Source organism: uncultured Microbacterium sp. (assembly GCF_947488465.1).
In the GTDB taxonomy this organism is placed as follows: domain Bacteria; phylum Actinomycetota; class Actinomycetes; order Actinomycetales; family Microbacteriaceae; genus Microbacterium.
The window spans coordinates 492,912-517,201 of the sequence record NZ_CANKZA010000002.1 but is presented as its reverse complement, the minus strand read 5'-3'; the positions used below and the strand labels follow the sequence as shown (position 1 = coordinate 517,201).

Here is a 24,290-nt window from a genome sequence, read left to right as displayed (position 1 = left end):
GAATAGCTCCGGCAGCCTTTCGCGCGCTCGGGACTCCGGGCCCGGAAACACTACGCAGCCGGCTCGGAAACCGAGCCGGCTGCGTGAGTTGTTCAGGCGGGAGGTGGTGGTCAGCGCCCGCGGCGCTGGCCACCGCCGTTGCTGCGGACGACAGAGCCGACCGTGAGCTTGCTGCCGCCGCCGGTGGATGCGCGGCGACCGGGGGTGCGGGCGTTGCCCGCAGCAGCCGGCTGCTGTGCCGAACGTGCGGAGCGCTCGGCGGCCGGACGGCCGTGCGAGTCCGACGTGCGGGCGACCGCGTCGCGACCGGCGCCACGGCCCTGGCCGGCGCTCGCGCCGCGGCCCGCACCGGCGTCCCGGCCGGCGCCACGTCCGCCGGAGCGACCCTGACCTCCGGCGCGTGCGCCTTCGTCACGCGCGGCGCGCTTGCGCTGCGCGTTGGCACCCTGGCTGCGTCCGCCGCCACGCGGCTGCTCGACCTTCGGCTCGGGCTTGACGTACGCAGCGACCTGGCCGACGAGCTCGGCGACCTCGGGCGAGGTCGGCGTGACGCGCGTCGGGGTCACGGTGATCGCGGCCTTGCGCAGCAGGTCCTTGACGTCCTTCTCCTGGCCGGGGAGGACGACGGTGACGACCGAGCCCTCGGCGCCGGCTCGGGCCGTACGGCCCGAGCGGTGCAGGTACGCCTTGTGCTCCATGGGCGGGTCGACGTGGATGACCAGCTCGACATCGTCGACGTGCACACCGCGCGCGGCGACGTCGGTCGCGACGAGCACCTTGGCGGTACCGGCCGAGAACGCGGCGAGGTTGCGGTCACGCTGCGGCTGCGACAGGTTACCGTGCAGGTCGACCGAGGGAATGCCCTGTGCAGTGAGCGCCTGAGCCAGCTTCTTGGCGTGGTGCTTGGTGCGCATGAAGAGGATGCGGCGGCCGGTGCCCGACGCGAGCGTGCGTACGAGCTCCTTCTTCGCGTCGGCACCTTCGACGTGGAACACGTGGTGGGTCATCGCGGCGACGGGCGAGTTGGCCTCGTCGACCGAGTGCAGGACCTCGTTCTGGAGGAAGCGGCTGACGAGCTTGTCGACGCCGTTGTCCAGCGTCGCGCTGAACAGCAAGCGCTGGCCGTCGCGGGGGGTCTTGTCGAGGATGCGGGTGACCGACGGCAGGAAGCCGAGGTCGGCCATGTGGTCGGCCTCGTCGATGACCGTGATCTCGACGGCGTCGAGCTTCACGTATCCCTGCTTCATGAGGTCTTCGAGGCGGCCGGGGCAGGCAACGACGATGTCGACGCCCGCGTTCAGCGCTTGCACCTGGCGGGTCTGATTCACGCCACCGAAGATCGTGGTCGTCTTCAGGCCGTAGGCCGCGGCGAGGGGTTCGAGCGTCGCGTTGATCTGGGTCGCCAGCTCACGGGTCGGCGCGAGGACGAGTCCGAGGATGCGGCCCTGGCGACGCGCGCCACCGGCGAGTGCGCCACCGAGGCGCGCGACCATCGGGATCGAGAAGGCGAGGGTCTTGCCCGAGCCGGTCTTGCCTCGGCCGAGGACGTCGCGACCGGACAGGGTGTCGGGCAGGGTGTCGACCTGAATCGGGAAGGCTTCGGTCTTGCCGTCCTTCGCGAGGACGTCGAGCAGCGGGGCGGGCACGCCGAGCGTGCGGAAAGAAGTATCAGTCATGGCGGATTTCTGGGCAACGAAGCCCGGATCGGTGGCCTCTGCGCGGTTGCACACAGGGTCGCCGTACGAAGAATGTCAGCCGATCATCCGGTTGGAGCCGGGCGGCGAGGGAAGCGTTCTACGACGCGAGAGCGCCAGGATCGGCGCTACAAGTCCTTCCATCCTAGCAGTCGCCACCCTGGTCGGCCCGCCGCGGCCGTTTCACCGCCGCTTTCCATGTCCCAAAAGTGGTCGGATTTCTGCCGCCAGAACAGCCATTTGTGGGACACACGCTGGCAGAAGTGGGACAAACCCTGCCCGAAGTGGGACAAGGGGAGGCGGGGTCAGGCGAAGCGGTCGGTGGCGGCGCGGAGGGCCGCGGCGATGCCGGGTTCGCTCGCGGAATGACCGGCATCCGGAACCACGACGAATTCCGCCTCGGGCCACGCTCGGTGGAGGTCCCACGCCGTCATGATGGGCGTACACACGTCGTAGCGACCCTGCACGATGACCGCCGGGATGCTGCGGATCGCCGCAACGTCTTCGATCAACTGTCCGGGCCGCAACCACCCCTCGTTCATGAAGTAGTGGTTCTCGATGCGGGCGAAAGCGACCGCCGCCTCGGGCGTGGCCATCGCCGAGACGAGGTCGGGGTCAGGCCGGAGCGTCAGGGTGGATGCCTCCCACGTCGTCCACGCCATCCCGGCGGGCAGGTGCACGGCCGGGTCGGGGTCGGTGAGACGCCGGTGGTAGGCCTCGATGAGGCGCGAGCGCTCGAGCACCGGGATCGGTGCGACGAAGTCCTGCCAGAGGTCGGGGAAGATCGCCTCGGCGCCGCCCTCGTAGAACCATTCGAGCTCGTGGCGCCGCAGCGTGAAGATGCCGCGCAGAACGAGTTCGGTCACCGCGTCCGGGTGGCTCTGCGCGTAGGCGAGCGCGAGGGCTGAGCCCCAGGATCCCCCGAAGACCTGCCACCGATCGATCGCGAGATTGCGGCGCAGCAACTCGATGTCGGCGACCAGGTGCCACGTCGTGTTGAAACGCAGGTCGGCGTCGGGCGCGCTCATGTGGGGCGTCGACTTGCCGCATCCCCGCTGGTCGAACAACACGATGCGGTAGACCTCGGGGTCGAAGAATCGGCGCTGCCAGGGCGACGTGCCCCCTCCGGGTCCGCCGTGGAGAAAGACGACCGGCTTGCCCTCGGGGTTGCCGGACTGCTCCCAGTAGACGCGTTGGCCGTCACCGGCGAGCAGGAACCCCGTCTCGTACGGCTCGATCTCGGGGTAGAGGATGCCGTCCAGATCCGCGACGGTCACAGTGCGTTCCCCGCCACGGCGAACGTGTCGCAGCTCCCGACGCCGCTCTGGTAGCCGGTCGCGAACCAGCGCTGGCGTTGCTCGCTCGATCCGTGGGTCCAGCTTTCCGGGTTGATGCGACCGGAGGACTGCTCCTGGATGTGGTCGTCGCCGACGGCGGCCGCGGCATCCAGCGCATCGCGGATCTGCGCTTCGGTCGGCGCCTGCAGGTACGGCACGCCGTTCTCGTCGGTCTGGCGGGTCATGCCCGCCACCCACGCGCCGGCGAAGCAGTCGGCCTGCAGCTCCATGCGCACGCCGTTACTCTGCGGGCCGGTGCCGTTGTTCGGGTGGGCATCCATGATGCCGGCGATCTGCTGGATGTGGTGCCCGTACTCGTGGGCCAGCACGTAGAGCTGCGCGAGCGAGCCGGCGTCGTCGCCGAACTGCTGCGCGAGCACCGAGAAGAAGGTGGGGTCGATGTAGACCGACTCTTCCGGCGGGCAGTAGAACGGCCCCGTCGCGTTGGATGCCGTGCCACACGCGCTCGAGGTCGACCCGTCGACGATGATGAGCTGCGGCGGGCGGTAGCCCTGCACTTCGCCCGTCCAGAACTGGTTGATGGCTTTCGAGCCGGCCGCGAGCCGGCAGTCGATGCTCGCATTCGCGTCGGCGCCGGTCTGGCAGGTGGTCAGCTCGGTGCCGGATCCGGCCTGCGGGGCGCCGCCGCCCCCACCGAGGAGGCTCGTGAAGTTGCCGCCGGTGAAGATGTTGAGCAGGATCACCGCGATCGCCCCGAGGCCACCCACTCCACCCGCGATCGCGCCACCCCCGGGTCCGCGCCGCTTCGCGCCACTGCCCCCCACGTTGGCGTTGCTGTTGAAAGTCATGCGCTCACCGTACCGCCTGGCCCGGCCGAGCGCCCGGAACGGCCCGGCACACCGCCGTGCCGGAGGAATAGGCTCAGAGCATGGATGCCGCTTCATTGCCCCCGCTCCCCACCACCATCACGGTCACCGGCGCGGGGGGCCAGATCGGCTACGCGCTGCTCTTCCGCATCGCGTCGGGCGCGATGCTCGGCACAGACCGACCTGTGCGCCTGCGCCTGCTGGAGATCCCGCAGGGCCTGAAGGCGGCGGAGGGCACGGCCCTCGAGCTCCAGGACTGCGCGTTCCCCCTGCTGCAGGATGTCGAGATCACGGATGATCCGCGCGTCGGGTTCGCCGGCGCAAACGTCGCGATGCTCGTCGGCGCCCGGCCCCGCTCGGCGGGGATGGAGCGAGCAGACCTCCTGGCCGCGAACGCCGGCATCTTCGGCCCGCAGGGCGCAGCGCTCGGCGAGGTCGCGGCGGACGACATCCGCGTCGTCGTCGTCGGCAACCCCGCGAACACGAACGCGCTGATCGCGGCGTCCGCAGCCCCCGGCATCCCGGCGGAGCGGTTCGGCGCGCTCACCCGTCTCGACCATGACCGCGCCGTCGCACAGCTGGCGGCGAAGCTCGACGTCCTGCCCTCGGCGATCCGGGACCTCACGATTTGGGGCAATCACTCCGCAACCCAGTTCCCCGATGTCGCGCAGGCGACCGTCGACGGACGGCCCGCGCTCGAGGCGCTGGCGGGCGCCCTCGGCGGCGCGGCGCAGGCGACCGCGTGGCTCGACGACGAGTTCGTCCCCCGGGTCGCGCAGCGCGGCGCGGAGATCATCGCCGTCCGCGGATCGTCGTCGGCGGCCTCGGCGGCGAATGCGGCGATCGCGCACATGCGCGACAGCATCCTCGGCACGACGGCCGGCTGGACCTCGGCTGCCGTCGTCTCCCACGGTGAGTACGGTGTGCCCGAGGGGCTCGTCTCGTCCTTCCCGGTCACGAGCGATGGCTCCGGGTATCGGATCGTCGAGGGCCTCGAGCTCGATGCGCGCGGGCGCGCGCGGGTGGACGCGTCGGTCGCCGAGCTCGTCGCCGAACGGGATGCCGTGCGGGCGCTCGGCGCACTCTGACCCGATGGATCTGCTGCTCGTCATCCTGCTCGGCGTGATCGCCGTCGCCGTCGTGACCGCGCTCGGGCAGCGTCTCGGTGTGGCCGGCCCGCTGTTGCTGGTCGCCCTGGGCCTCGGGGTCGGGCTGTTGCCGTTCGTGGACGTGCCCGAGATCGACCCGGAACTCATCCTCGTCGGCATCCTTCCGCCCCTCTTGTATGCGTCGGCCGTGCGGTTGCCGGCGATCGAGTTCCGCCGGGACCTCGCTCCCATCACGGGTCTCGCCGTCGTGCTGGTCGTCGTGACCGCGCTCATCCTGGGCTGGTTCTTCTCGCTCGTGATCCCCGGCGTCGGGTTCGCGCTCGGCGTCGCGCTCGGGGCGATCCTCTCCCCGACGGATGCCGTGGCCACCGGCATCGCCAAACGACTCGGGATCTCGCCGCGGGTCACGACGATGTCGAGTTGCGCATCGCGCTCATCGACGCGATGCGTGAGCGGTTGACCGAGCTCAGTTCGGGCGGCACGTTCAGCACGCGAGCGCTGCGACACACGCTCGCCGAGCTCGACGCCGACCAGCTCAGCACCGAGTTGCGGCTCCGCGAAGACGACTGAGCGCACCGCTGCTGGTCAGCCCGCGACGCGGCAAAACGGGCAGCATTCGTCGCCACCGGCTGGCCTACGCGACAATTTCGGCCCGCAACGCCGCAGGCGCTCGATGGTGGCTCCCGCATACCGGGCAAGATCTGTCGCCATCGGCTGGCCCACGCGACGATTTCGGCCCGCAACGATCGCCGGGACCTGTGACAATGGATCATCCCGACGAAGGAGCCCCCATGTCGATGACCGCTGACGATGACCGCGCACCGGCCGACTACGCCGAGTCGGTGTCGTTGCCGACCGTCACCGAAGCCGTGCCGGTCATCGTGTCGGGCACCGACTGGTGGGCCGCCCGCCCGGCCGGGTCGCGGCTCGTCGGCCTGGTCGTCGCCCGCGATGATCTGCCGAGCGTGATCGCCCAGCGCGATGCCCTCGCCCACTTCGGAGTGCCGATCGAGGGGTTCCGGCATCCCGCACCCGAAACCGGCGAAAGCTGGGCCGAGCGGCTCACGCGGCTGTTCGGTCGGCTCGAGTCAGGCGATGTCGTCGTCGTGGCCGACAAGCATGCACTCGGCCGCACCGTCGACGAGGAGTCCCGCACGATCGCCGAGCTCCGTCGCCGTGGCGTCATCGTGAAGGTGCTCGGTCACACCCGCGCCTGAACCGCTGGGGCGGCGCAGTGGTTCGAGCAACGGGAGCCGCCCTATTCGCCGACGGCCGCCCAGTACGACGCCGCAACGATCGAGTCGAAGAAGCGCAGCATGGCGTGCGGAATGTCTCCCAAGGGAGTGACCATGTCGACCAGCACGACCTGCTTCGAACCGGGCACCGTGTACCAATAGCGGGCGGCCAACCGGTTCTGTGTCACCGTGTGGTCACCCTCTTCGATGAGCTGCGGCGCCACCGAATGCAAGCGCAGCATGATCGAGTCGGCGATCGTCAGCCGCGTGGCGGTCTCGAGGTCAGGCTCCGACGTGTGCGCCAGGCTCTGCTCGAATGCGCGCATCACGTTCTCGGGGCTCGTGCCGATCGCGGGGGTGATCGTCAGTGGCGTATGCACCGTGATCGATACGGGAGTCGGCACTCCGGGCGCCACTTCACGACAGAGCAACAGAAGCCGCGCCTCCGCCGCGCGTGCCGCCGCGGCGGCGTCACCGAGACCCGACTCGACGCGTCGCCGCATCAGCACGGCGTCATCGGCGGGCCCGATCAGCTCTCGTGCGATCTCTGCGATGTGCGCCCGGGTGGCATCCTCGTCACGGGGATCCAGCGAGATCCACGTGCCCGGAAGTCGAAACCTCAGCTCTCGTGCGGCCTGGCTCATTGCTCGGCGGCAAGGCGCTGGATGTCTGCGGCGCTGAGTTCCAGCACGCCCTCGCGCCCGGTTCCCCCGGTGATCTCGCTGACGGACCCCATGATCGGCAGGTAGCTGACGCCCAGCCCCCCGTCCGCGTAGTCCTCGGGGAATCCGGGGTAGGCCATGAAAGTGATGTCTTCACCGCCGAGAGCCGGGTCATCCACGGCGAATACTGCCACCTGACTCACGGCCGCGGCCACGCCCTCCGCCGACTCGTCGTCGACGAACACGCGGACGACCATTTTGTTCACCCACGGCGCGCCCGGATGCTGCACCTCGACGGTGGCGCCGTTGAACACGGCGATCGATGCTGACGCCGTCAGCCGCTCAGAGAGGTCATCTTCGTTCACTGCACTGCATCCCGTCAAAATCAGCACTGCGGCGACCAGGCTCGCCAGCGCCCACCGCGTGCGATCAGCCACGTGAGTACTCCATCTCGTACACCTGCTCGTAGGAGCCGTCGACGTCGGCGGCGAAGAAGACATCGTCGCCGGAACGCACGTCCGGAACGAGGTCGTCGGCAAGCTCACCGTACATGCCGGAATCGTGGATGCGACTATCGGTGGGGCGATAGGTCTGCCAGTTCGGACCGGGAACATCGTTGTCGTCGTAGCCGACGAACTCCAGAGTATGCACGGGATCCCACCGATTGTTCACCTGGGTGACGCGAACCGAGGGGTCGATTTCGCCCGCATGCTTGTCGATCGCCGACCCCGCGGTGACGACCGACTCGACGCGACCGCTGATGCGCGGGTCGGCGGCCATATCGCCGGCCATCATGCCGCCGAGGCTCCAGCCCGTCAGCATGATCGGGGCATCGTTCTCGAACACGCCGGCACGCTCCATCGCATCCCAGACCGCCTTCTCGTACTGCGTCTTCATCCCGGGGAACATCGCAAGCATGGCGTCTGCCGACAGGTCGTTCAGCGCGCCGTCCTCGTTTCCCGGCCCCCAGTTCTGCGTGCTGGGGAGCTGGACACGGTAGCCGATGATGTTGCCGTCCGCGTCGGTGATCGCCACCACGCGAATCACGGTGCTGTCCTCGCCACCCGCGGCGTCTTGCCGACCGACCTCCTCGAAGAGGTCGCCGTAGTCTTCGGCGGTGAACTCGTCGGCCGATTCCGCGTCGTCGGAGTCGGACGGATTCTTCGTGTACGGGAAGCCGCGCTTCTCATTGATCGCCGGTCCTTTCGGATCACGGGACTCACGAAGAAGGAAGGTCAGCAACAGTCCCGCGACGATGGCCGCAGCGACAAGAGCGAGGAAGGCGAGCAGTGCCATGCCTCCCGTCGCGATGATGAGGGCGATCACGAGCGCGACGATGATGATCAGCAGAATGATGACGATGATCGCCACCAACACCGCGAGAAGTTCCCCCAAGAACGCGAGAATGCCCTTGAGGACGCTCGCGGCCCACTCGCCGATCCACCCGGCCGCGCCTTCCCAGAACTGGTTCCAGTTGTCGCCGGCCGAGTCTTTCTCGCCCTCGGACGCCGTCTCGATCTTGCCGATCGCGACGTCGGCGATGGCGCGCAGGCGGTCACGGGCGGCGTACAAGGCTTGGCGAGACTCTTCGACCTCGCTGTAGGCTCGCGATTCGGCTTGGCGCAGCCGCCAGAGGTCGTCTTCGATGACATCGATCTGAGACTGCGGAGCCTCGACCGCTTCAGCGCGGAGCAGGTCGCCCTCGCGCTGTGAAATGTCATTCGGCAGCGAGTAACTCTTCTGCTCGTAGTAGTCCGCGTTGCTCACGGCCGAGCGGGCGTCCCGCTGGATGGGGCGAAGATCGGCGGCGTAGGTCTGCAGCGCTTCGCCGGTCTTGCGGTAGCGCACGCGGGCCTTGCTGAGCGATCGCGCCACCTCGGATGCGGTGCGCGCGAGCGCATCGGTCGCCTGGCTCGTCTGCCCGTCGACCAGCTCGCGCAGCGCGTCCGTCGCCTGCGCGATGGCCTCGGCGGCGGTGATCAGCGCCTGAGCGCGAGGATCGAACTCGTCGGGGCGACCGACGAAAAGGTCTTCGAATTCCACACCCAGAGTGCCCATCAGCCGTCTCCATCCGAGTCGGTGTCGGTTTCGGGAGCTGCTTCTTCGGCCTGACGGGCGAGCTCGCCATCGACCTCTGTCATCGTGTCGATCACGGCGTCGAGCGAGTCGCGAAGAAACTCCAGCTTCTCGATGAGCTTGCCGCGGTTGTAATCCCAGTTGTCGGCGAAGTCGCGGACCTTGCCCTCCAGCCGGTACTCCCCCGTGAGCGCCGCCGTCTCCGAACCCACCGTGCCGGCACTTTCGAAAGTCGACAGCGCCGTCGTCACGCGCGACTTCGCGGTGCGCAGCGACTCGAAGTCGAGCTGGATGTCAGACATGGTCGCCCCCAGCGATGACGAGAGCGGCGACGGTCGCCCGCCGCCGCTCTCCGTTCGGCACTCAGGAGCCGAGCTGGCTGGCGAGCTGCTCGTCGGTGGACTGCAGGGCCTGCGCGGCCTTCTCGAGGAAGGATGCCATGCCCTCGATGCCCTGCACGGTCTTGGTCGCGCCGGTGGTGAACTCGGTGTACGACGAGTCGAAGGCGCCGGAGGCGCGCGTCGTGGTGAAGCCGTCCTGGACGAGCTGAGCCACGAGCTGGCGCAGACGCTGGAGGGTCGCTTCGAGCTCGCCCTGGCCGTCGCGCAGGCGTCCGGCGGCACCGCTCATCTGGTCATAGGTGACATTCAAATTGGCCATGAGGGCCCCCTTCATCTGGCCCGGCGATGTGCCGGGAGGTCTGTTGTGATGACGACGATATGCGCACGCGGCGAATAAGCCCATGGGGAGAACTCCCCATGACCACTCACGCCTCCCCGATCAGGGGGAATTGGATGCGGACGGTCTTGCCGCGGTGCGCCAGGATGCCGCGACCCACCGGGAGCTCGCCACGCACGAGACGCGGGAACGGAGTCTTGAGCACGACCTCACCGTCGATCGTCTCCGGCTGGAGAACGACGCCGCGCCGGGCCGCCTTGATCTCACCCAGCAGACCGAAATTGCTGGTCCACTCCGCGATCTCGCCAACGACGACGAAAAACACCTCACCGCGCCCGGCCCGCTTGACGAGACTCGACAACGTCATCTCGACGATCGAGGTCGCGAACTCGCCGATGCCCTCGAGCACCACGAGCGGCACCGGGCCGCCGTCGGCGACCTTGTCGGCCGCTTCATCTGCTGCCGAGAGCACGGCCATGGCGGCAGAGCCCGCATCCGCCGTCGCCGTCCACTCCAGCGCCGTGAAGACGGGAGAGCGCCGGTCCCCGAGATAGAACGCGGCGGCGTCGGGCTGCGCGCGCCGGGTCTGCACCGCGATCGCGGCCGCGGCGTTGCTGCGGCCCGCGCCCGGCGTGCCGGCGACGATAAAGGTACCGGTCGGCTCGATGCCGAAAGGCCCGAGGTCGAGGTCGGACAGACCGATCGCGACACCGGTCGGCGTCGTGGGGGGCAGCTCGTCGGCACGGTACTCCGTGGGGAGCGACCGGATGCCGGGCGCTTCGGCCGTGCCGCGGCGCCGCATAGCCTCGGCCATCCGGTCGATCGCGGTGGCCTGCTCCTTCGTGCTCGCGGTCCCCCCGATCACGGCGATCTGCGCTTCGTGGTCGTCGATGATCGCGCGGCCCGGCACCGCCGTGGGCCCGAGGATGTCGCGCGGAACGCCGAGCATCGCGTACGCGTCTTCGTCGCTCATCCGCAGCACGATACGGCGCTGGATCGTCGCCTGCAGCGACGTGGGCACACTCTGGCCGCGGTCGGCGGTGAGGGCGACGTGGATGCCGAGACCACGGCCGTCGGTGAGGACCTGCTGGAACAGGCGATACGTGTCGGCCCGTCCGGGCACTCCCTCGAACGCGGTGCGGAAGGCGGCGAAGCCATCCACCAGCAACAGGATGCGAGGCTCGTCGGGCGCGCCGGCCAGCATCCGATACTCGGTGAGGGTCGAGGCCCCCGCGGCGGCGTACGTGTCGCCGCGGCGGTCGAGCTCTGTCCGCAGCATGCCGAACAGGCGCTCGATGCGCTCGGTGTCATCGCCGGAGATCACCGCGCCCACGTGCGGCAGCGACTCGAGCATGCGCAGCGCCCCGGTGGCGGCATCCAGTCCGTAAACGTGCACGGGGCCGCCGCGCGGGGTGATACCGGCCGAGACGCCGAGGGTGCGCAGGGCCACGCTCTTGCCCGAGCCACCGGTGCCGTAGATCGCGAGGTGTCCCTCGGTGTCGGGCTCGAAGAAGAACGGCACCTGGTCTTGGCGTTCGGGCACGTCGACGACGCCCATCACCAGCCGCGCGTCGGTGCGCTGCGTGAGCTTGGTCTGGTCGAACGTCGTCGCGAGCTCGTCGAGCCACGGACGTCGGGGCGCGCCGATCCGGGCGAGCTCGGCGGCATCCACGAACCGCGCCACGAGCAGCTGCTGGTCGTTGGGACCGAGGTCTTCCGTGTCACTGGAGACCTCCCCGGTGTCGGGGCTCTGCCACGCGGGAGCGTCGCCCAACCGGAACGGACGCACCTCGACCGTGGCGTCGGGCTCTGCCCGCAGGCTCCAGCCACCGGCGTAGGCCGACTGGAACAGGCTCATCCGGCCGGGGCCGGTCTTCGCGATCCCCCGACCGGGGATGCCCGGATCGAAGAGTGCCGCTTCCTTCGAGCCGATGACGTCATCGCTGTCGGTCTCATCGGCCATCCGCAGTGCGACGCGCAGGTTCGTGTTGGCACGCAGGTTGTCTTTGATGACGCCCGCCGGCCGCTGCGTCGCCATGATGAGGTGGATGCCGAGCGATCGCCCGCGCTGGGCGATGTCGACGACGCCGTCGACGAACTCCGGCACCTCTTTCGCGAGGGCCGCGAACTCGTCGATCACGAGGACGAGCGCGGGCGGAGTGTCGGGGTCGGCGGCCTTCTCGAGTTCGAGGAGGTCTTTCGCCTTTTTGCGGTTGAAGAGGTGCTCGCGGTGATGGAGCTCGGCGCGGAGGCTCGTGAGGGCGCGCCGGACGAGGTGGGGGCTCAGGTCGGTCACGAGGCCGACACAGTGCGGCAGGCTCACGCAATCGGCGAACGCCGATCCCCCCTTGTAGTCGACGAAGAGGAACGTGACCCGCTCGGGGCTGTACTCGGCGGCCATGCCCAGCACCCACGCCTGCAGGAACTCGCTCTTGCCCGATCCGGTCGTCCCACCGACGAGCGCGTGCGGGCCCTGTTGACGCAGGTCGAGGTGCAGCGCACCCTGCGCGCCCTGACCGACGAGTGCGCGCAGCTTCGGCTGGTAGCCGGAGCCCGAACGTGTCGCGCGAATCGACGCGTTCTGGGTCCACCGGTCGATCACGGCGTCGGCGCTCGTGGCCATCTCGGATCCGAGGAGCTGGAGCAGCGGAATCGTGCGGGGGACGTCCCCGGCATCCTCGGCGACGTCGCCGATGTCGGTGAGCCGCGCGAGCGCTCGGGCCACGACGCCGAACCGGGCCGCGTCGAGCGCTTCGACGCGCAGCGGCGCGACGCTCGTGCCGAGCCGCACGAAGTGCGCGCTCGCGGCAGCGTCGGCGGGAACCTCGACCCAGGTGCGGCAGGCGGCGGGGAGAGCGGCGGCGCTCTGCGCGATCCACACGGGGAGGATGCCGGTGCCCGCGGCCCGCTCGCTGAGCTGGATGAGGCGCCCACGGTCGACGGCGGCATCCGGAGTGATCACGACGACGACCGCCGGCAGCGGCACGTCGTCGCGCGAGCCGCGGGACTCCCCCACGTCGGCTCCGGCGGCGGTGGCGGCCTCCGTCGCCTTCAGCGCGCGCAACCGCTGCTGCGCTTTGCTCCGGGAATCGACGAGCTCCTCGAGCTGCGCCAGCAACCGCGATGCGGTGGCGGCGTTGTCGGCGACCGGCACGGTGCCGAGCATGTCTTCGGCGGCCCACACGTGCGGCAGCCACTTCAGGTCGCCGAGTTCACCCTTCGAGTTCGGACCGACGAACGCGACGATCCGCACGTCCGAGGGCGCGTGCAGTCCCGCCGTCTGGGTGATGAGCGCGCGCCCCAGGTCGCAGACGCTGGCGATGTCACCGGCCAGACCGAGCGCACCCGCGTCGGCGAGCGATTCGAGGATCGGCACGTCGTCGACCGTGCGGAATTGCGCGACGGTCTCGTCGAGGCGCTCGACGTACTCGGGGATCGCGGCATCGCGCTGCGCGGACTCGGCGACGGTGTTCCGGCTCGGCGCGGTGCCGTCGCCGAGGCGAACGTGGAGGAACGACCAGTGCTCGGGCCGCCGTGTCCAGACGAGCGGCCCGGCCGCCAGCGCATCGGCGCAGATGGGGTCGAGCTCGGGCACCTCGGCGCGGCGGACATCGTGCTCGGTCACGCGCTCCGCCTCGAGTCGGGCGCGCAGGCGGGTGATCTGCTGTTCGAAGCGCGCTTTCGCGGCCTTCAGCGTGGCGCGCGCTTGCAGGCGACTCGTGAGCCAGGTGCCGAGCATCAGGAGCGGCGACGCGGCGACGAAGACGAGCGACAGCGCTGAACCGGTGACCTGGTAGAGGACGAGGCCCATGATCGCCGGGGCGATCATGGCGAGCCACGGGAAGATCTGCGGCTGACCAGGGCTCGGGAGGTCGGTTCCGGGCAACTCCTCACCGAGATAGCGGGCTTCGACGCGCGGCGAGCGCACGAAGCGCACCTGCCGCCAGGTCGCGGGCGCTGCGGTGGTCGTGTCGGTGCGCGCGACGATGCGCAACCGCGTGTCACCGAGGACCGCGTCGATCCGGCCGTCGGTCGCGGTGAGGTAGGTGACCGGAGCGCCGCCGACGAGGATCCCGTTGGCGGAGTTCAGGTCGACGAGTTCGACTCGGCCTTGGCCGATCTCCAGCCGGGCGTGACGTTTGGAGACGAGCGGATCGTCGAGGACGACATCGCACTCCGGGTCGCGGCCGATCGTGATGACGCCCCGGTCGAGCGAGATCACGGTGCCCGCGCCGGGGCCGGAGACGATCGTCACCTCGCCGAGCGCGTGGCGCGGCTGGTAGTCGGCGGGGACGACGCGGACGGCCGAGCCCGCGCCCAGTTGCACGTGCGAGACCGTCGCCTCTGCATCGAGCACTTCACCGGCCCCCTGCGCGATCGTGCCGAAGGCCTCGAGCGTCACTTCCGTGCCGACGCTCCCCCCGCCGCGCGGGTCGTTCTCGACGAGCGTGCGGGCGAGGTCACCGACGGTGGCGTCGGCATCCGCGTTGATCACGACGTCTTCGGCGTCTCCGCCACTCCTCACGAGCGTCGTGCGCAGCTTCATGCATCGTCCTTCGGGCGATCGGCGGCGTCGGCGGATGCGGCATCCGCGACGTCGGGAGTATCGAGCAGGGGGAGATCGTCGCGCGTGACGAGCCGCGACGAGACGGCGTGTTCGACCAGGCGGACGCGGCGGTTCGTCGCCGAGGCGGTCACGCCCCCGCGGAGCCCCGGCACGCCCTGACGGTCGAGCTTGTCGCAGACGTTGTCGAGCTTGCGGTTGAAGCGGGTGAGCGTCCAGCCGAGCCGCTCGGCGGCCCTCGCCGAGGTGGGCAGTTCGCTCATGCCGGTGCCCTCACGACGCAGCACCGGCTCGGCGAGCGCGACGATCAGGAGCTTCTGGCTGAGTGTCAGCGGCACCGATCCGATCGTCGATTCACCGTCGCCCTCCGTGTCGGGCCGGGTGTCGCGGAACGCGGGTTGGGCCGTGTGCACGGTCAGCTCGTAGGTCGTCGGGCCGGCACTGAAGACCACGGTCGTGACGCCGAAGACGATCGGCAGCCGTGCGCCGGGGGCGAGCTGCGCCTGCACGCGTCCGTCGGTGTCGGTGACGGTCGCCGACAGCCGGCTGCCGATGTTCACGAGCCACCAGAGGTCACCGGACTGCTCGATCGCGAGGAAATGCCGGTGCAAGAACAGATTGTCGTCGATCGAGAGGTCTCCCTCGCGACCGATCGTGAAGGTCTCGCCCGGGGCGACCGTGAACAGCTCACCCGCGAACTCGATCGTCAGGGCAGGGCTTTCCGCGCGCGGGGGCATGGTGTCGTGGACGTCGGTCACGGGGTGCACACTCGCTCTTCGTCGCCGCCGCGCCCGTCGGCGCGGACGATTTGCACGGCGATGCACGTCGTCCCCGAGGGGTCGACGGGCAGGGTCACCGTCGGCACCTCGACGCTGTCCGAGGCTCCGTTGCCGGTCAGCGTGTACGGGTACCAGATGTAGATGTCGCCGTCTTCCGGCTCCGGGTTGGTCCAGGTGAAGGTCGCCGCACCCGCATCGACGGTGCCGGCCAGATCGGCCGGCGACGGCACGATGCCCGACACCGGGTCTTGCGGCTTCGCCGAGGTGGACGGTGTCTGCGGCACCGGCGGCGGCGTTCCGCCAAGGAGGCTCAGCCCGACGACGACGCCGACCACGACCAGGGCCGCCGCCGCGACGGCGAGCCAGATCCAGAGAGCACGACGGGAGCGCGGGGCGGATGCCGGGGCCGCGGGCACCTCCGGGTCTGCAGGCGGGCGCGCGCGCTGCATGGTCGACGACGTCGTGTCGTCGACCGGAGGGGACGCGATCGTTCGTCCGCCGCGGAGGATCGTCTCTTCGGCGCTGCCGGTCGTCGCCGTCGCTGTGGTGGCGGCATCCGTGAAGGACGGCACCTCATCCACGCGTTTGCGTGTCTGACCGGCGGCGGGATGCGTCTGCGGCTCGATACTGACGATGCCGCGGACGCGCGTGAGTTCGCCGTCGGCCTCTTCATCTTCGTCGGCGAGCGGCGAGTCGTCGAGGATGTCGATCGGGGTCACCGAATGCGACAGCTCGATCTGCACCCGCTGGAGGGCGCGCGCGAACGCGACGGCGCTCTCGAATCGGTCGCCGGGGCGCTTCGCCATCGCCCGCTCGAGCGCGAGTTGCAGCGAGACCGGGGCATCCGTGCGTTCGAGCCTCGGCAGCGCCTGCCCCTCGATCCGCTGGATGAGATCTGCGCCGCCGTTGCGCCCGCCGGGCTGTTCGAACGGCGAGCGGCCGGCGAGGAGCGTGTACACGGTCGCGCCCAGCGCGTAGACATCCGTCGCGACACCCGATTCGGGATCGTCCGAGAAGGCCTCGGGGGGTGACCACGGGATCGACATGCCGCCGGAGGATTCCGCCGATTCGGCGGTCGTCGCGATCCCGAAGTCCGTTAGCGCGGGGCGGTTGTACTCGGTCACCAGGATGTTGGCCGGCTTGATGTCGCGGTGCAGAATGCCGGCGCGGTGCGCCGTCTCGGCCGCGGCGGCGACCTGCACCCCGACGCGAAGGGCCTCGGCGATCGAGAACGACCCCGCCCGCGAGCGCACCTGCAGGTTCGGCCGCGGGCAGTACTCCATGACGAGGTACGGGCGCCCGTCGTCCGACACGCCCGCCTGGTAGATCGTGACGATCGCGGGATGCGTCGACAACAGCGCCATGACATTCGCTTCGGCGGCGAACTGCTCGGCCGACCCCCCGGCCATCCGGTCGGGAAGGAGCACCTTGACCGCCACGCGCCGACGCGGAAGCTGCTGCTCGAACAGGTAGACATCGGCGAACCCACCCGAGCCGAGGACGTCGACGTACGTGAACCCGGGCAGCTGCGGCGGCGGCGCGGGCGCGCGCTTACCGCTCACAGAATCTCCTCGAAGGTCACCGTGACGTCGTCGCCGATGTCGAGCACATCGCCGGCGACGACCATCGTGGGCTCGTTCGGGTGCAGCTTCACCGGGTCCTGCCCGACCCGCAGCAGCAGGGTGCCGTTCGTGGTGTCGAGGTCGGTCACCAGCACATGCTCGCCCTCGGCGCGGATCTCGACATGGCTGCGCGAAATGTCCTGCTCGGGGCTGTCGACGGCGACCAGCGTCGGAAGCTCCGCACCGGACGTGCGCGTGGACTTCGGGCGGCGACCGATGACGACAGGGCGCTCGAGTTCGACCACGCGGCCGGTCGACAGGACGATCCGCCCGCGCGCCGGGCGCCGGGCGGGCACCGCATCGGTCGATTCGAAGGTCGCGCGCTCGGCCGCGCGCATCGCGCGCATATCCGCGACGGCGACGGTCTCGCCATCGTGGTCGCCGAGCGGGGTGGGCTGCTCGGCGGGTGCGGCCGGGGGAGCCTCGGCGGCGGGCTCGCTCTCCTCGGAGGCCTCAGGGACGACGACGGCCGCGGCCGTGATCGGCCGGGCGACGGTCTCACCCCAGAGCAGGTCGTATTCGTCAGCCGGGGTCTCGGGGAGGGGGGCGTCGGTCGCCGCCGGCATCCATGTGTCGGCGCTCGCCGCGGGCGACAGTGGCACCTCCGTGACGATCGCAGCATCCACGTTGCCGCCTGAGGAGATGTCGGATGCTGAGGACGGAACCGCCGGCGCAGATTCCTCAGAATCCCCCATCTCCTCAGAATCCTCCGCAGCAGGGGCAACCGGAACCTCGCGCGGGGCGGCGACCAGAGCGTCGAGCGTGACCGTCACGGCGCTCGCGGCGACGACGCCGGAGCGGATCGGGAGGTCGGGGCCGTCCGGGGATGCACCGTCGACGAGGACCGTCAGCCGACGCGCGCCGGGCAAGAACCGTTCGGTCCAGGTGGAGACGCCCTCGCCCGACACGGCCTGCGTGCCGGCCTCGTCATCGACGATGATCTCGACCGGGCCGCGCACGGCCACGCGCACACCCGCCGGTTCGACGACGGCCAGCGCAAACGGGGGAATCGCGCTCAGCGACGTGCCGAACGCACCCGTGAGCGCCTCGAGCACCGCGCCGATCCCGCCGTCGCCGACGCGCCGCCACACCGCCTCGGCGGTCTGATCGGTCACCTCGGGGGCGAGCACCGCGAGGGCGGAACCTTCGACCGCGACCCGCCATGCGGGGGCGGAGGCGGGGCAATAGCGCACCTGGGTCATGATCGATCTCCCCTTTTCTGCGGCCGCGGACGCGTGTCGCCGTCCGTGTCGGCACGCCGCGCACCGGCCGGAGCCGTGTCGTACAGGTCGTCATGGCCGCCGACGTGCACCGCGTCAACGACGACCGCCGTGATGTTGTCGCGACCGCCATGCAGCAGCGCCTCGTGGATCAGACGTGTCGCCGCGTCCTGCGGGTCGCCTTCTTCCGCGAGGATCGTCTGCAGCCTATCGAGATCGAGCTCACCCGACAGCCCGTCCGAGCACACCAGAATCCGGTCACCGGGCTCGGCCGGCACCATCCAGTAGTCAGCTTGCCCGTCGTTGCCGGCACCGATCGCCCGGGTGATCTCGTTGCGACGGCTGTCGAGCGCGGCATCCTCCCCGCTCAGGAGCCCCGCATCGATCAGTTCTTGCACGACGGAGTGGTCGACGCTGATCTGTTCCAGGTGGCCGCTCGCGAACCGATACGTGCGCGAGTCACCGACGTTGACGGTGAGCCAGTAACCGAGACCGCCGACCTCCGCGATCACGACACCGGTGAGGGTCGTTCCGGCCGCGCGGCTGCCGCTGTCGATCGCATCGACCCGCGCGCGGGCACGGCGGAGGGCGGCGCGCACGTCGTCGACCCCCAGGCTCGGAGCCCCCGCGAGGGTCGCGAACTCGGCGACGACCGCTGCGCTCGCGAGGTCGCCGGCGTCGTGGCCACCCATCCCGTCGGCCACGAGGAAGAGCGGCGCAGCGGCCAGATACGAGTCTTCGTTGATGTGGCGGCGGAGCCCGGTGTGGCTGACCGCGCCGGCGCGCACACCGATCGGCGCGTCGGTCACGAGGCGACCTCGATGCGGACGCTCCGGTCGCCGAACTCGAGCACATCGCCCGCGTGCACACGAACCCGGTCACCGGGTTCCGCCGACTGCCGCTGCGTGCCGCGCACGAGCGTGACGCCATTGGTCGAGTGCCGATCGGTGACCCACAGCGCCCGATCGGCATCGGGGGCGAGTTCGAAATGTGTCTTGGACAGCGACAGCGTCTCATCGCGGACGGGAGTGACCATGGCGCCGGTCTCGGGCGCGGGGTTCCGGCCGAACAGGGTCCGTCCGTAGAGCGCCTGCTTCGTCCCGTCGTCCCAGACGAGACGGGCGACCGGGCGCTCCCCCGTCGACAGCCGCGTCTCGTCGATCGAGGCGATCGGGTCGGTCACGGGGCCACGCGGCGTCGCGGATGCCGCCGCACTGACGCCGGGGACGAAAGAGATGACTCCGGCATCCACCGGAGCGACGGCCCGCGGCGCGGGAGCGGATGCCGGCGTCCATCCCTCCAGCTGCGGGTCGGCCTGAGTCGGAAGGATCAATCCTTCGGGAAGGACGGTGGGTGTCGCCGGCGCGACCACCGCCACGGGAGTCTCCTCTGCGGGCTCCGCGGAGGCCAACGGTCCCCGCCCGGCGATGTCGGTCATGACCGCGCCCGCCGCCTTGTCATGCCAGCCGCGGCGCCACACGGAGCTATCGAACAGCGCGGAGAACATGCCGACGATGATCGCCGCACCCAGCGCCCAGACGACGTTGCGCCCGAGGGCTCGGCCGAACCCGAGGGCATCGCCGTCGGAGGCGTGGGCAAGGCGGAGTCCGAGAATCCGCATGCCGATCGACCCCGTGCCGCCCTGCATGACCGTGTAGACGACGAACCACAGGATGCTGACGGCGTACGCGCCGATGCTGGCCAGCAGGAGCGGGAAGGCACCCTCGGTGGCGAACGAGATTCCGGCGAAGATACCGGCGGCCACCAGCAAGATCAGGAAAGCGACGCCGCCGTCGATCAGATAGGCCCCGACGCGGCGACCGAGGGCAGCAGGGCGCGCGAATCCGGCCGGGTCCGCGATCACGAGCGTCCTCCGCGTCGCAACGAACGCAGGCTGAGGCGGGCGCGCACGCGCTGCCACCACGACGTGGAACCCTTCATTTCACCGACGATATCGTCCACTTCGCGCCAGAACGTCTCGACGTCCTCCGGCGACGGGTCGCCCGGACCGTAGACATCGGCATCCGCCCGCTGGGCGAGAGTCGCGACCCGTGGCTGGGTGAAGGCGGCGCCGACGACAGCGGCGCTCTCGGCCCGGGTCGCGCCCGAGATCACCGGTGCGCGCAGATCCACGGCCGAATCCACCAGTTCGTCCCAGCCTCCCGAGATGCGGTCGGCTGTGCGGGCGGCAGCTCGGCGGCGGGCGCGACGGGTGCCCTTGATGAGGCCCATCACGATGAACGGGGTGGCCAGCAGCGCGAGGATCCCCACCCCGATGCTCCCGAAGAAGAGGAGAGGACCGAGCCAGTCGACACCCGCATCCTCGTCTTCTTCCTGCTCACGGTCATCGGCGATCGACGGCGGCAGGTCGGCTGCCTCCTGCGCGGGTGGCGGCGGCTGCAGCACCTGGGGCTTCGGGTCGGCACGCGGCTTCGTGGACTGGTCGTTCGGCTCGTTGTCTTCGGAGGGCGTCGGGTCGAACGGCACCCAGCCGACTCCGTCGAACGCGATTTCGACCCATGCATGCACATTGTCACCGGTCGCAGTGAAGACGCTCGACGGCTGGTCGTCGTCGTTCGGATGCCAGCCCATCACGACGCGGGCGGGCATGCCCAGCTGGATCGCCATGAGCGACATCGCGACGGCGTACTGCTCGTCGTCGCCGATCATCTGGTCACCCGCGAAGAGCGCGTTGATGCGGGCGGCGCCGTGACCGGAGGGCGAGAGGACGTCTCCAGCGAGACCGTGGCTGAAGAACCCGTCGGTGTGCAGGGTGCTCTCCAGCGCCCGGGCGCGTTCGATCGGCGTTTCGGCGTCGGCGACGGCTTTCGAGGCGAGGTCGGCAAGCGACTCGGGGATGCCCTCGCTCTTCGGCATCTTCAGCGGCGCGAAGGGAACCTCGGCGAGAGCAGCATCGCTCGGGATCGTCGGGATCACGGTCTCGAGCGTGTACCCGTCACCAGGCTGCAGACCGATCGTCGTGATCGCCGTTCCGGTCGCATCGTTGTAGTGCGCGGCGCGGCGGATCTCGCTTCCCCGCTCGCCGTCGAAGACGAACTCCCGGACGGCCCCGGCATCCGGGAGCCACACACCCGACCACTCGCCGATCTCGACCCGCAGCGTGGTCTCGGCGCCTTCGGCTTCGGGCGACATGTTCGAGCGGACCGGGGTGAAGGCGCTCGAGGAACCCGCGCCGTCATCGGCGACGTTGTAGACGACACCCGAGTACGCGTCCATCGTCGCGAGACGGATGCGGGCGTCTTCCGGAAGGCCGGACACGGTGAACAGCGAGGTGTCGGCGTCGTCGCGGACGATGCCGCGGAACGACTGCAGCGGGCTCGGATAGTCGCGGATGTCGAACGGCGGAATGACGAAGTCGCGGAGGACATAGCGCTGCACCGGCGGTGTGGCGAAGGCCGCGGTGGCGATGCCTGCTCCCGCCGCGATCGCGAGCACGGCCGCGCCGGCGACGAGCCGCCGTGTGCGCGAACTGCGAGTTGCGGCCGGGTCGGCCGCCTCGGTGTCGACGCGCACGGCCGCACTGTTCGCGGTCCAGTGGTGACGCAGCGCCAGCCAGACGACCGCGACGGCGGCGAACAGGATGCCCTGGACGACGGGGGCGGCCGGTGTTGCGACCCCGAGGAGGATCTGTCCGGCTAGCAGAGCACCGGCCGGCAGCAGAGCCCACGCGCCCGCGCGGATGCGCAGGGCCAGGGATGCCGCCAGAACCGTCGCGACCAGCACCATCAGGAAGGGGACCATGAGGTGCCCGTCGGATGCCGCCACCGGCGGGACGGTCGTCAGCAACTGCTTCCACGACGTGACGACGCCCACGGCGAGCTGCCGCCAGGTCTCGAGCGTCGGGATGACACCCAGCAGGGTCGTGTGCGGGAGAGCGAGTGCCCCGCCGAAGACGAAGTATGCGCCCACGGTCGCGCCGGCGAGGGGAAGAACACCCCAGCGCCAGCGGGCACCGAGCCACGCGATCGCGAGCCCGAGCAGGAGCGCCCCGAACCCCGCCACCAGGTACTGCGGACCGTCGAACGTGGGGCCGAATCCGATGATCGACACCGCGACGAGCAGGGCGATCGCCACGACATCGATTCCGCGCTGCAGCAGCGGGCGGGCGTTCACGAGAGCACCTTCCGGACCGCGCCCGGGAGCTGGTCGAGCGCGCCGATGGTGACGACGTCCGCGTCGCCGATGCGGCGAAGGCCCGGCGAGTCGACCGATGAATCCGTGACGACCGCGAGCACCCGCACCCCGTAGGGCAGGCGGGCGCACGCGATGCGGAGGTCGGCGGCGTCGGCCTTGGCACCGGTGATCAGCACGGCGACCGCGGCCTGCGGGGCGTGGGCGGCCAGCGATCCGGCGAGCGCGACGATCCCCCCCTGGCGCGGACGGGAATGCTCGAGGGCCGAAAGCCCGTCGAGGAACCGGCGGCCGGTCGGTGCGCGGAGTGCGCCGTGCTGCGTGCGGGCCTCGAGGACCCGCGAATCCCGGATGGCGCGCAGGCCGATGGACCCGGCGGCCGAGATCGCGAGCTCGAATTCGTCGTCCGTGCGGTATTCGGCGGCATCCGTAGAGAGGCCGACGATGAAGTGTGAGCGCCGGGTCTCTTCGTATTGGCGCACCATGACGCTGCCGACGCGAGCCGTGGACTTCCAGTGCACGTGGCGGAGATCATCGCCGGGCTGGTATTCGCGGAGCGCGTGAAAGGAGACGTCGTCGCGCGCGAGCTGCTGCGACGGAAGGCCCTCGAGGTCGCGCAGGTGCCCGAGCGAGAGCCCGTCGAGCGAGAGCGTGCGGGGGTGCACGTAGAGCAGGGCCGCTTGGCGGCGATCGTGTGTGCGTTCGAAGAGGCCGAGCGGGTCGCCGCGGAGGACACTCACGGGACCGACCGTGAGCACGCCGCGGGCCGTCGTCGGGATCGCGAACAACTCTTCGTGTGTCTCGTCGGCGGCGAGTCGTGGCACCTGGAAGATGCCGCGACCGGACCCGACGGGGAGCACGACGGAAGAGGGGAGCATCGCGCGCGTGCTGGCGTTGTGCAGGGTCAGCGCGCCGACCGCCCGCTCGCCCACGACGACATGACTGCGGGTGAGATCGAGCTGGATGTCGTAGGTCGTCCGGCCGAACAGGAACGCGATACTGAGCGCCGCGATCGCCGTGGCGACCGCGGCCGCCACCATGACCTCTTTCCAGCCGAGCGTCAGAGCGACGATCCAGAGCAGGGCGATCAGGGCGAGCACGATCCAGCCGAGCGGTCGGATGACATCCGTCACCCGGCGGATGCCGCGCCACGCGATGCCGAGGGCGGTTTCGGCGCGCTCGCGCCACTGCTCGGCGCGCGTCGGCGGGGCCGCCGAGACGAGGCGCTCGCGCTCGTCCTCAGCCGGTGCTTCGGGCTCGGACGGGGTGGGCACCGCGGGCGCGACAGAAGCCCGGCGCGCGCGGCGCGTCGCGGTCGCGGTCTGCGGCGGCGCCGTCATCAGGCCGACGCCCTCGCGAGCGGCGCGTCGACGGAAGCCACGGCGCGCTCGATGACGGTCTCGGCGCTGACCCCGGAGAACTCTGCCTCGGGGTCGAGCACGAGGCGGTGCGTCCACACCGGCATCGCAAGCGTCTTGATGTCATCCGGCACGACGAAGTGACGCCCCTGAGACGCCGCGTAGACCTTCGCGATGCGGATCATCGAGATCGCCCCGCGCACCGAGACGCCGAGGCGCGTGGCCTCGGAGGCACGCGTCGCCTCGACGAGCTGCGCCGCATACCGGGCGACGGCCGAGTCGACGTGGACGGTGGCGGCGAGGTCGGCCATGTCGGCGACGGCACCGGTCGTGATCACAGGCGTGAGCTGCGCCGACGGGTTGCGGTCGACGGCGCCGGCGAGGATCCGCTCGGCGATCGCGAGCGACGGGTAACCGATCGAGGTCTTGATCATGAAGCGGTCGAGCTGCGCTTCGGGCAACTTGTAGGTACCCGCCTGCTCGATCGGGTTTTGCGTCGCGATCACGAGGAACGGGCGCCCCACATCGTGCGCGACTCCGTCGACCGTGATCCGCGACTCTTCCATGACCTCGAGGAGCGCCGACTGCGTCTTCGGCGAGGCACGGTTGATCTCGTCCGCGAGCACGATCGAGGCGAACACCGGGCCCTTGTGGAACTCGAACGTGTGGTTCTTCTGGTCGTAGATCGTCACGCCGGTGACGTCGGAGGGCAGCAAGTCGGGCGTGAACTGGATGCGGTTGCTCGTGCCCTGCACGCTCGCGGCGAGCGCCTTCGCGAGGCTCGTCTTTCCGGTACCGGGCGCGTCCTCGAGCAGTACGTGACCTTCGGCCAACATGGCCGACAACACGAGGCCGACGACCTCACGCTTGCCCATGACGGCGATGTCGACGTTGTCGACGAGACGCGTGAACGTGTCGCGGAACCAGGCTGCCTGGTCGGGGGTCATGCTCATTTGTTCGTTCCTTGATCCAGTCGG

The 24,290-nt window shown here is 70.2% G+C and carries 21 protein-coding genes; 4 read left to right on the top strand and 17 right to left on the bottom strand.

From position 1 onward, the window contains the following. Positions 1-110 precede the first annotated feature (110 nt). The 3 genes from Q0653_RS07505 to Q0653_RS07495 form a co-directional block, all read right to left on the bottom strand. Positions 111-1,676: a DEAD/DEAH box helicase gene (locus Q0653_RS07505; protein WP_298943876.1), complete on the bottom strand. Its 1,566-nt coding sequence runs from the start codon at positions 1,674-1,676 to the stop codon at positions 111-113. Between the two features lie 323 nt (positions 1,677-1,999). Continuing rightward, positions 2,000-2,971, bottom strand: a complete 972-nt coding sequence (gene pip / locus Q0653_RS07500) for a prolyl aminopeptidase (protein WP_298943874.1) — start codon at positions 2,969-2,971, stop codon at positions 2,000-2,002. Next, positions 2,968-3,840: a neutral zinc metallopeptidase gene (locus Q0653_RS07495; RefSeq protein ID WP_298943872.1), complete on the bottom strand. Its 873-nt coding sequence runs from the start codon at positions 3,838-3,840 to the stop codon at positions 2,968-2,970. Before Q0653_RS07495 ends, pip begins: the two co-directional genes overlap by 4 nt. A gap of 80 nt (positions 3,841-3,920) precedes the next feature. On the opposite strand from Q0653_RS07495, the gene Q0653_RS07490 reads away from it, so the two are divergent. The 4 genes from Q0653_RS07490 (at position 3,921) to Q0653_RS07475 (ending at position 6,184) form a co-directional block, all read left to right on the top strand. After that, a complete protein-coding gene (locus tag Q0653_RS07490) occupies positions 3,921-4,946 on the top strand; it encodes a malate dehydrogenase (protein WP_298943870.1) in 1,026 nt (341 codons plus the stop codon). A gap of 4 nt (positions 4,947-4,950) precedes the next feature. Further along, positions 4,951-5,427: a cation:proton antiporter gene (locus Q0653_RS07485; RefSeq protein WP_298943868.1), complete on the top strand. Its 477-nt coding sequence runs from the start codon at positions 4,951-4,953 to the stop codon at positions 5,425-5,427. Further along, positions 5,388-5,537 carry a hypothetical protein gene (locus tag Q0653_RS07480; protein ID WP_298943866.1) on the top strand — a complete coding sequence of 50 codons (150 nt, stop codon included), beginning with the start codon at positions 5,388-5,390 and terminating at the stop codon, positions 5,535-5,537. Before Q0653_RS07485 ends, Q0653_RS07480 begins: the two co-directional genes overlap by 40 nt. Positions 5,538-5,764: 227 nt before the next feature. Further along, complete coding sequence (locus Q0653_RS07475) at positions 5,765-6,184, top strand: recombinase family protein (protein ID WP_298744607.1); 420 nt, start codon at positions 5,765-5,767, stop codon at positions 6,182-6,184. Between the two features lie 41 nt (positions 6,185-6,225). Here the strand turns inward: Q0653_RS07475 and Q0653_RS07470 are convergent, their stop codons facing one another. The 14 genes from Q0653_RS07470 to Q0653_RS07405 all read right to left on the bottom strand — a co-directional run bounded on the left by Q0653_RS07470 (position 6,226) and on the right by Q0653_RS07405 (position 24,266). Next, positions 6,226-6,846, bottom strand: a complete 621-nt coding sequence (locus Q0653_RS07470; RefSeq protein WP_298744569.1) for a hypothetical protein — start codon at positions 6,844-6,846, stop codon at positions 6,226-6,228. Then, positions 6,843-7,301 carry a hypothetical protein gene (locus Q0653_RS07465; protein WP_298744567.1) on the bottom strand — a complete coding sequence of 153 codons (459 nt, stop codon included), beginning with the start codon at positions 7,299-7,301 and terminating at the stop codon, positions 6,843-6,845. The genes Q0653_RS07470 and Q0653_RS07465 overlap by 4 nt, the downstream gene beginning before the upstream one ends. After that, on the bottom strand, positions 7,294-8,922 hold the full coding sequence (locus Q0653_RS07460) for a hypothetical protein (RefSeq protein ID WP_298943864.1): 1,629 nt from the start codon (positions 8,920-8,922) through the stop codon (positions 7,294-7,296). Before Q0653_RS07460 ends, Q0653_RS07465 begins: the two co-directional genes overlap by 8 nt. Further along, on the bottom strand, positions 8,922-9,242 hold the full coding sequence (locus Q0653_RS07455) for a hypothetical protein (RefSeq protein WP_298744563.1): 321 nt from the start codon (positions 9,240-9,242) through the stop codon (positions 8,922-8,924). Before Q0653_RS07455 ends, Q0653_RS07460 begins: the two co-directional genes overlap by 1 nt. A gap of 61 nt (positions 9,243-9,303) precedes the next feature. Further along, positions 9,304-9,600 carry a WXG100 family type VII secretion target gene (locus Q0653_RS07450; protein ID WP_203190459.1) on the bottom strand — a complete coding sequence of 99 codons (297 nt, stop codon included), beginning with the start codon at positions 9,598-9,600 and terminating at the stop codon, positions 9,304-9,306. Positions 9,601-9,706: 106 nt separating this feature from the next. Next, positions 9,707-14,164, bottom strand: a complete 4,458-nt coding sequence (locus Q0653_RS07445) for an FtsK/SpoIIIE domain-containing protein (RefSeq protein ID WP_298744560.1) — start codon at positions 14,162-14,164, stop codon at positions 9,707-9,709. Continuing rightward, entirely contained in the window at positions 14,161-14,940 is a 780-nt protein-coding gene (locus Q0653_RS07440) for a hypothetical protein (RefSeq protein ID WP_298744557.1), read from the bottom strand. Before Q0653_RS07440 ends, Q0653_RS07445 begins: the two co-directional genes overlap by 4 nt. Next, the gene (locus tag Q0653_RS07435) at positions 14,937-16,523 is read right to left on the bottom strand and encodes a serine/threonine-protein kinase (protein WP_298943861.1); all 1,587 of its coding nucleotides are present in this window, start codon (positions 16,521-16,523) and stop codon (positions 14,937-14,939) included. Before Q0653_RS07435 ends, Q0653_RS07440 begins: the two co-directional genes overlap by 4 nt. After that, positions 16,520-17,785, bottom strand: a complete 1,266-nt coding sequence (locus Q0653_RS07430) for an FHA domain-containing protein (protein ID WP_298943859.1) — start codon at positions 17,783-17,785, stop codon at positions 16,520-16,522. Before Q0653_RS07430 ends, Q0653_RS07435 begins: the two co-directional genes overlap by 4 nt. Then, entirely contained in the window at positions 17,782-18,612 is an 831-nt protein-coding gene (locus Q0653_RS07425; RefSeq protein ID WP_298943857.1) for a protein phosphatase 2C domain-containing protein, read from the bottom strand. The genes Q0653_RS07430 and Q0653_RS07425 overlap by 4 nt, the downstream gene beginning before the upstream one ends. Then, complete coding sequence (locus Q0653_RS07420; protein ID WP_298943855.1) at positions 18,609-19,667, bottom strand: RDD family protein; 1,059 nt, start codon at positions 19,665-19,667, stop codon at positions 18,609-18,611. Before Q0653_RS07420 ends, Q0653_RS07425 begins: the two co-directional genes overlap by 4 nt. Further along, on the bottom strand, positions 19,664-21,937 hold the full coding sequence (locus Q0653_RS07415; RefSeq protein WP_298943854.1) for a transglutaminase-like domain-containing protein: 2,274 nt from the start codon (positions 21,935-21,937) through the stop codon (positions 19,664-19,666). The genes Q0653_RS07420 and Q0653_RS07415 overlap by 4 nt, the downstream gene beginning before the upstream one ends. Further along, the gene (locus tag Q0653_RS07410; protein WP_298943852.1) at positions 21,934-23,295 is read right to left on the bottom strand and encodes a DUF58 domain-containing protein; all 1,362 of its coding nucleotides are present in this window, start codon (positions 23,293-23,295) and stop codon (positions 21,934-21,936) included. Before Q0653_RS07410 ends, Q0653_RS07415 begins: the two co-directional genes overlap by 4 nt. Further along, a complete protein-coding gene (locus Q0653_RS07405) occupies positions 23,295-24,266 on the bottom strand; it encodes a MoxR family ATPase (protein WP_261606777.1) in 972 nt (323 codons plus the stop codon). Before Q0653_RS07405 ends, Q0653_RS07410 begins: the two co-directional genes overlap by 1 nt. Positions 24,267-24,290 lie beyond the last annotated feature (24 nt).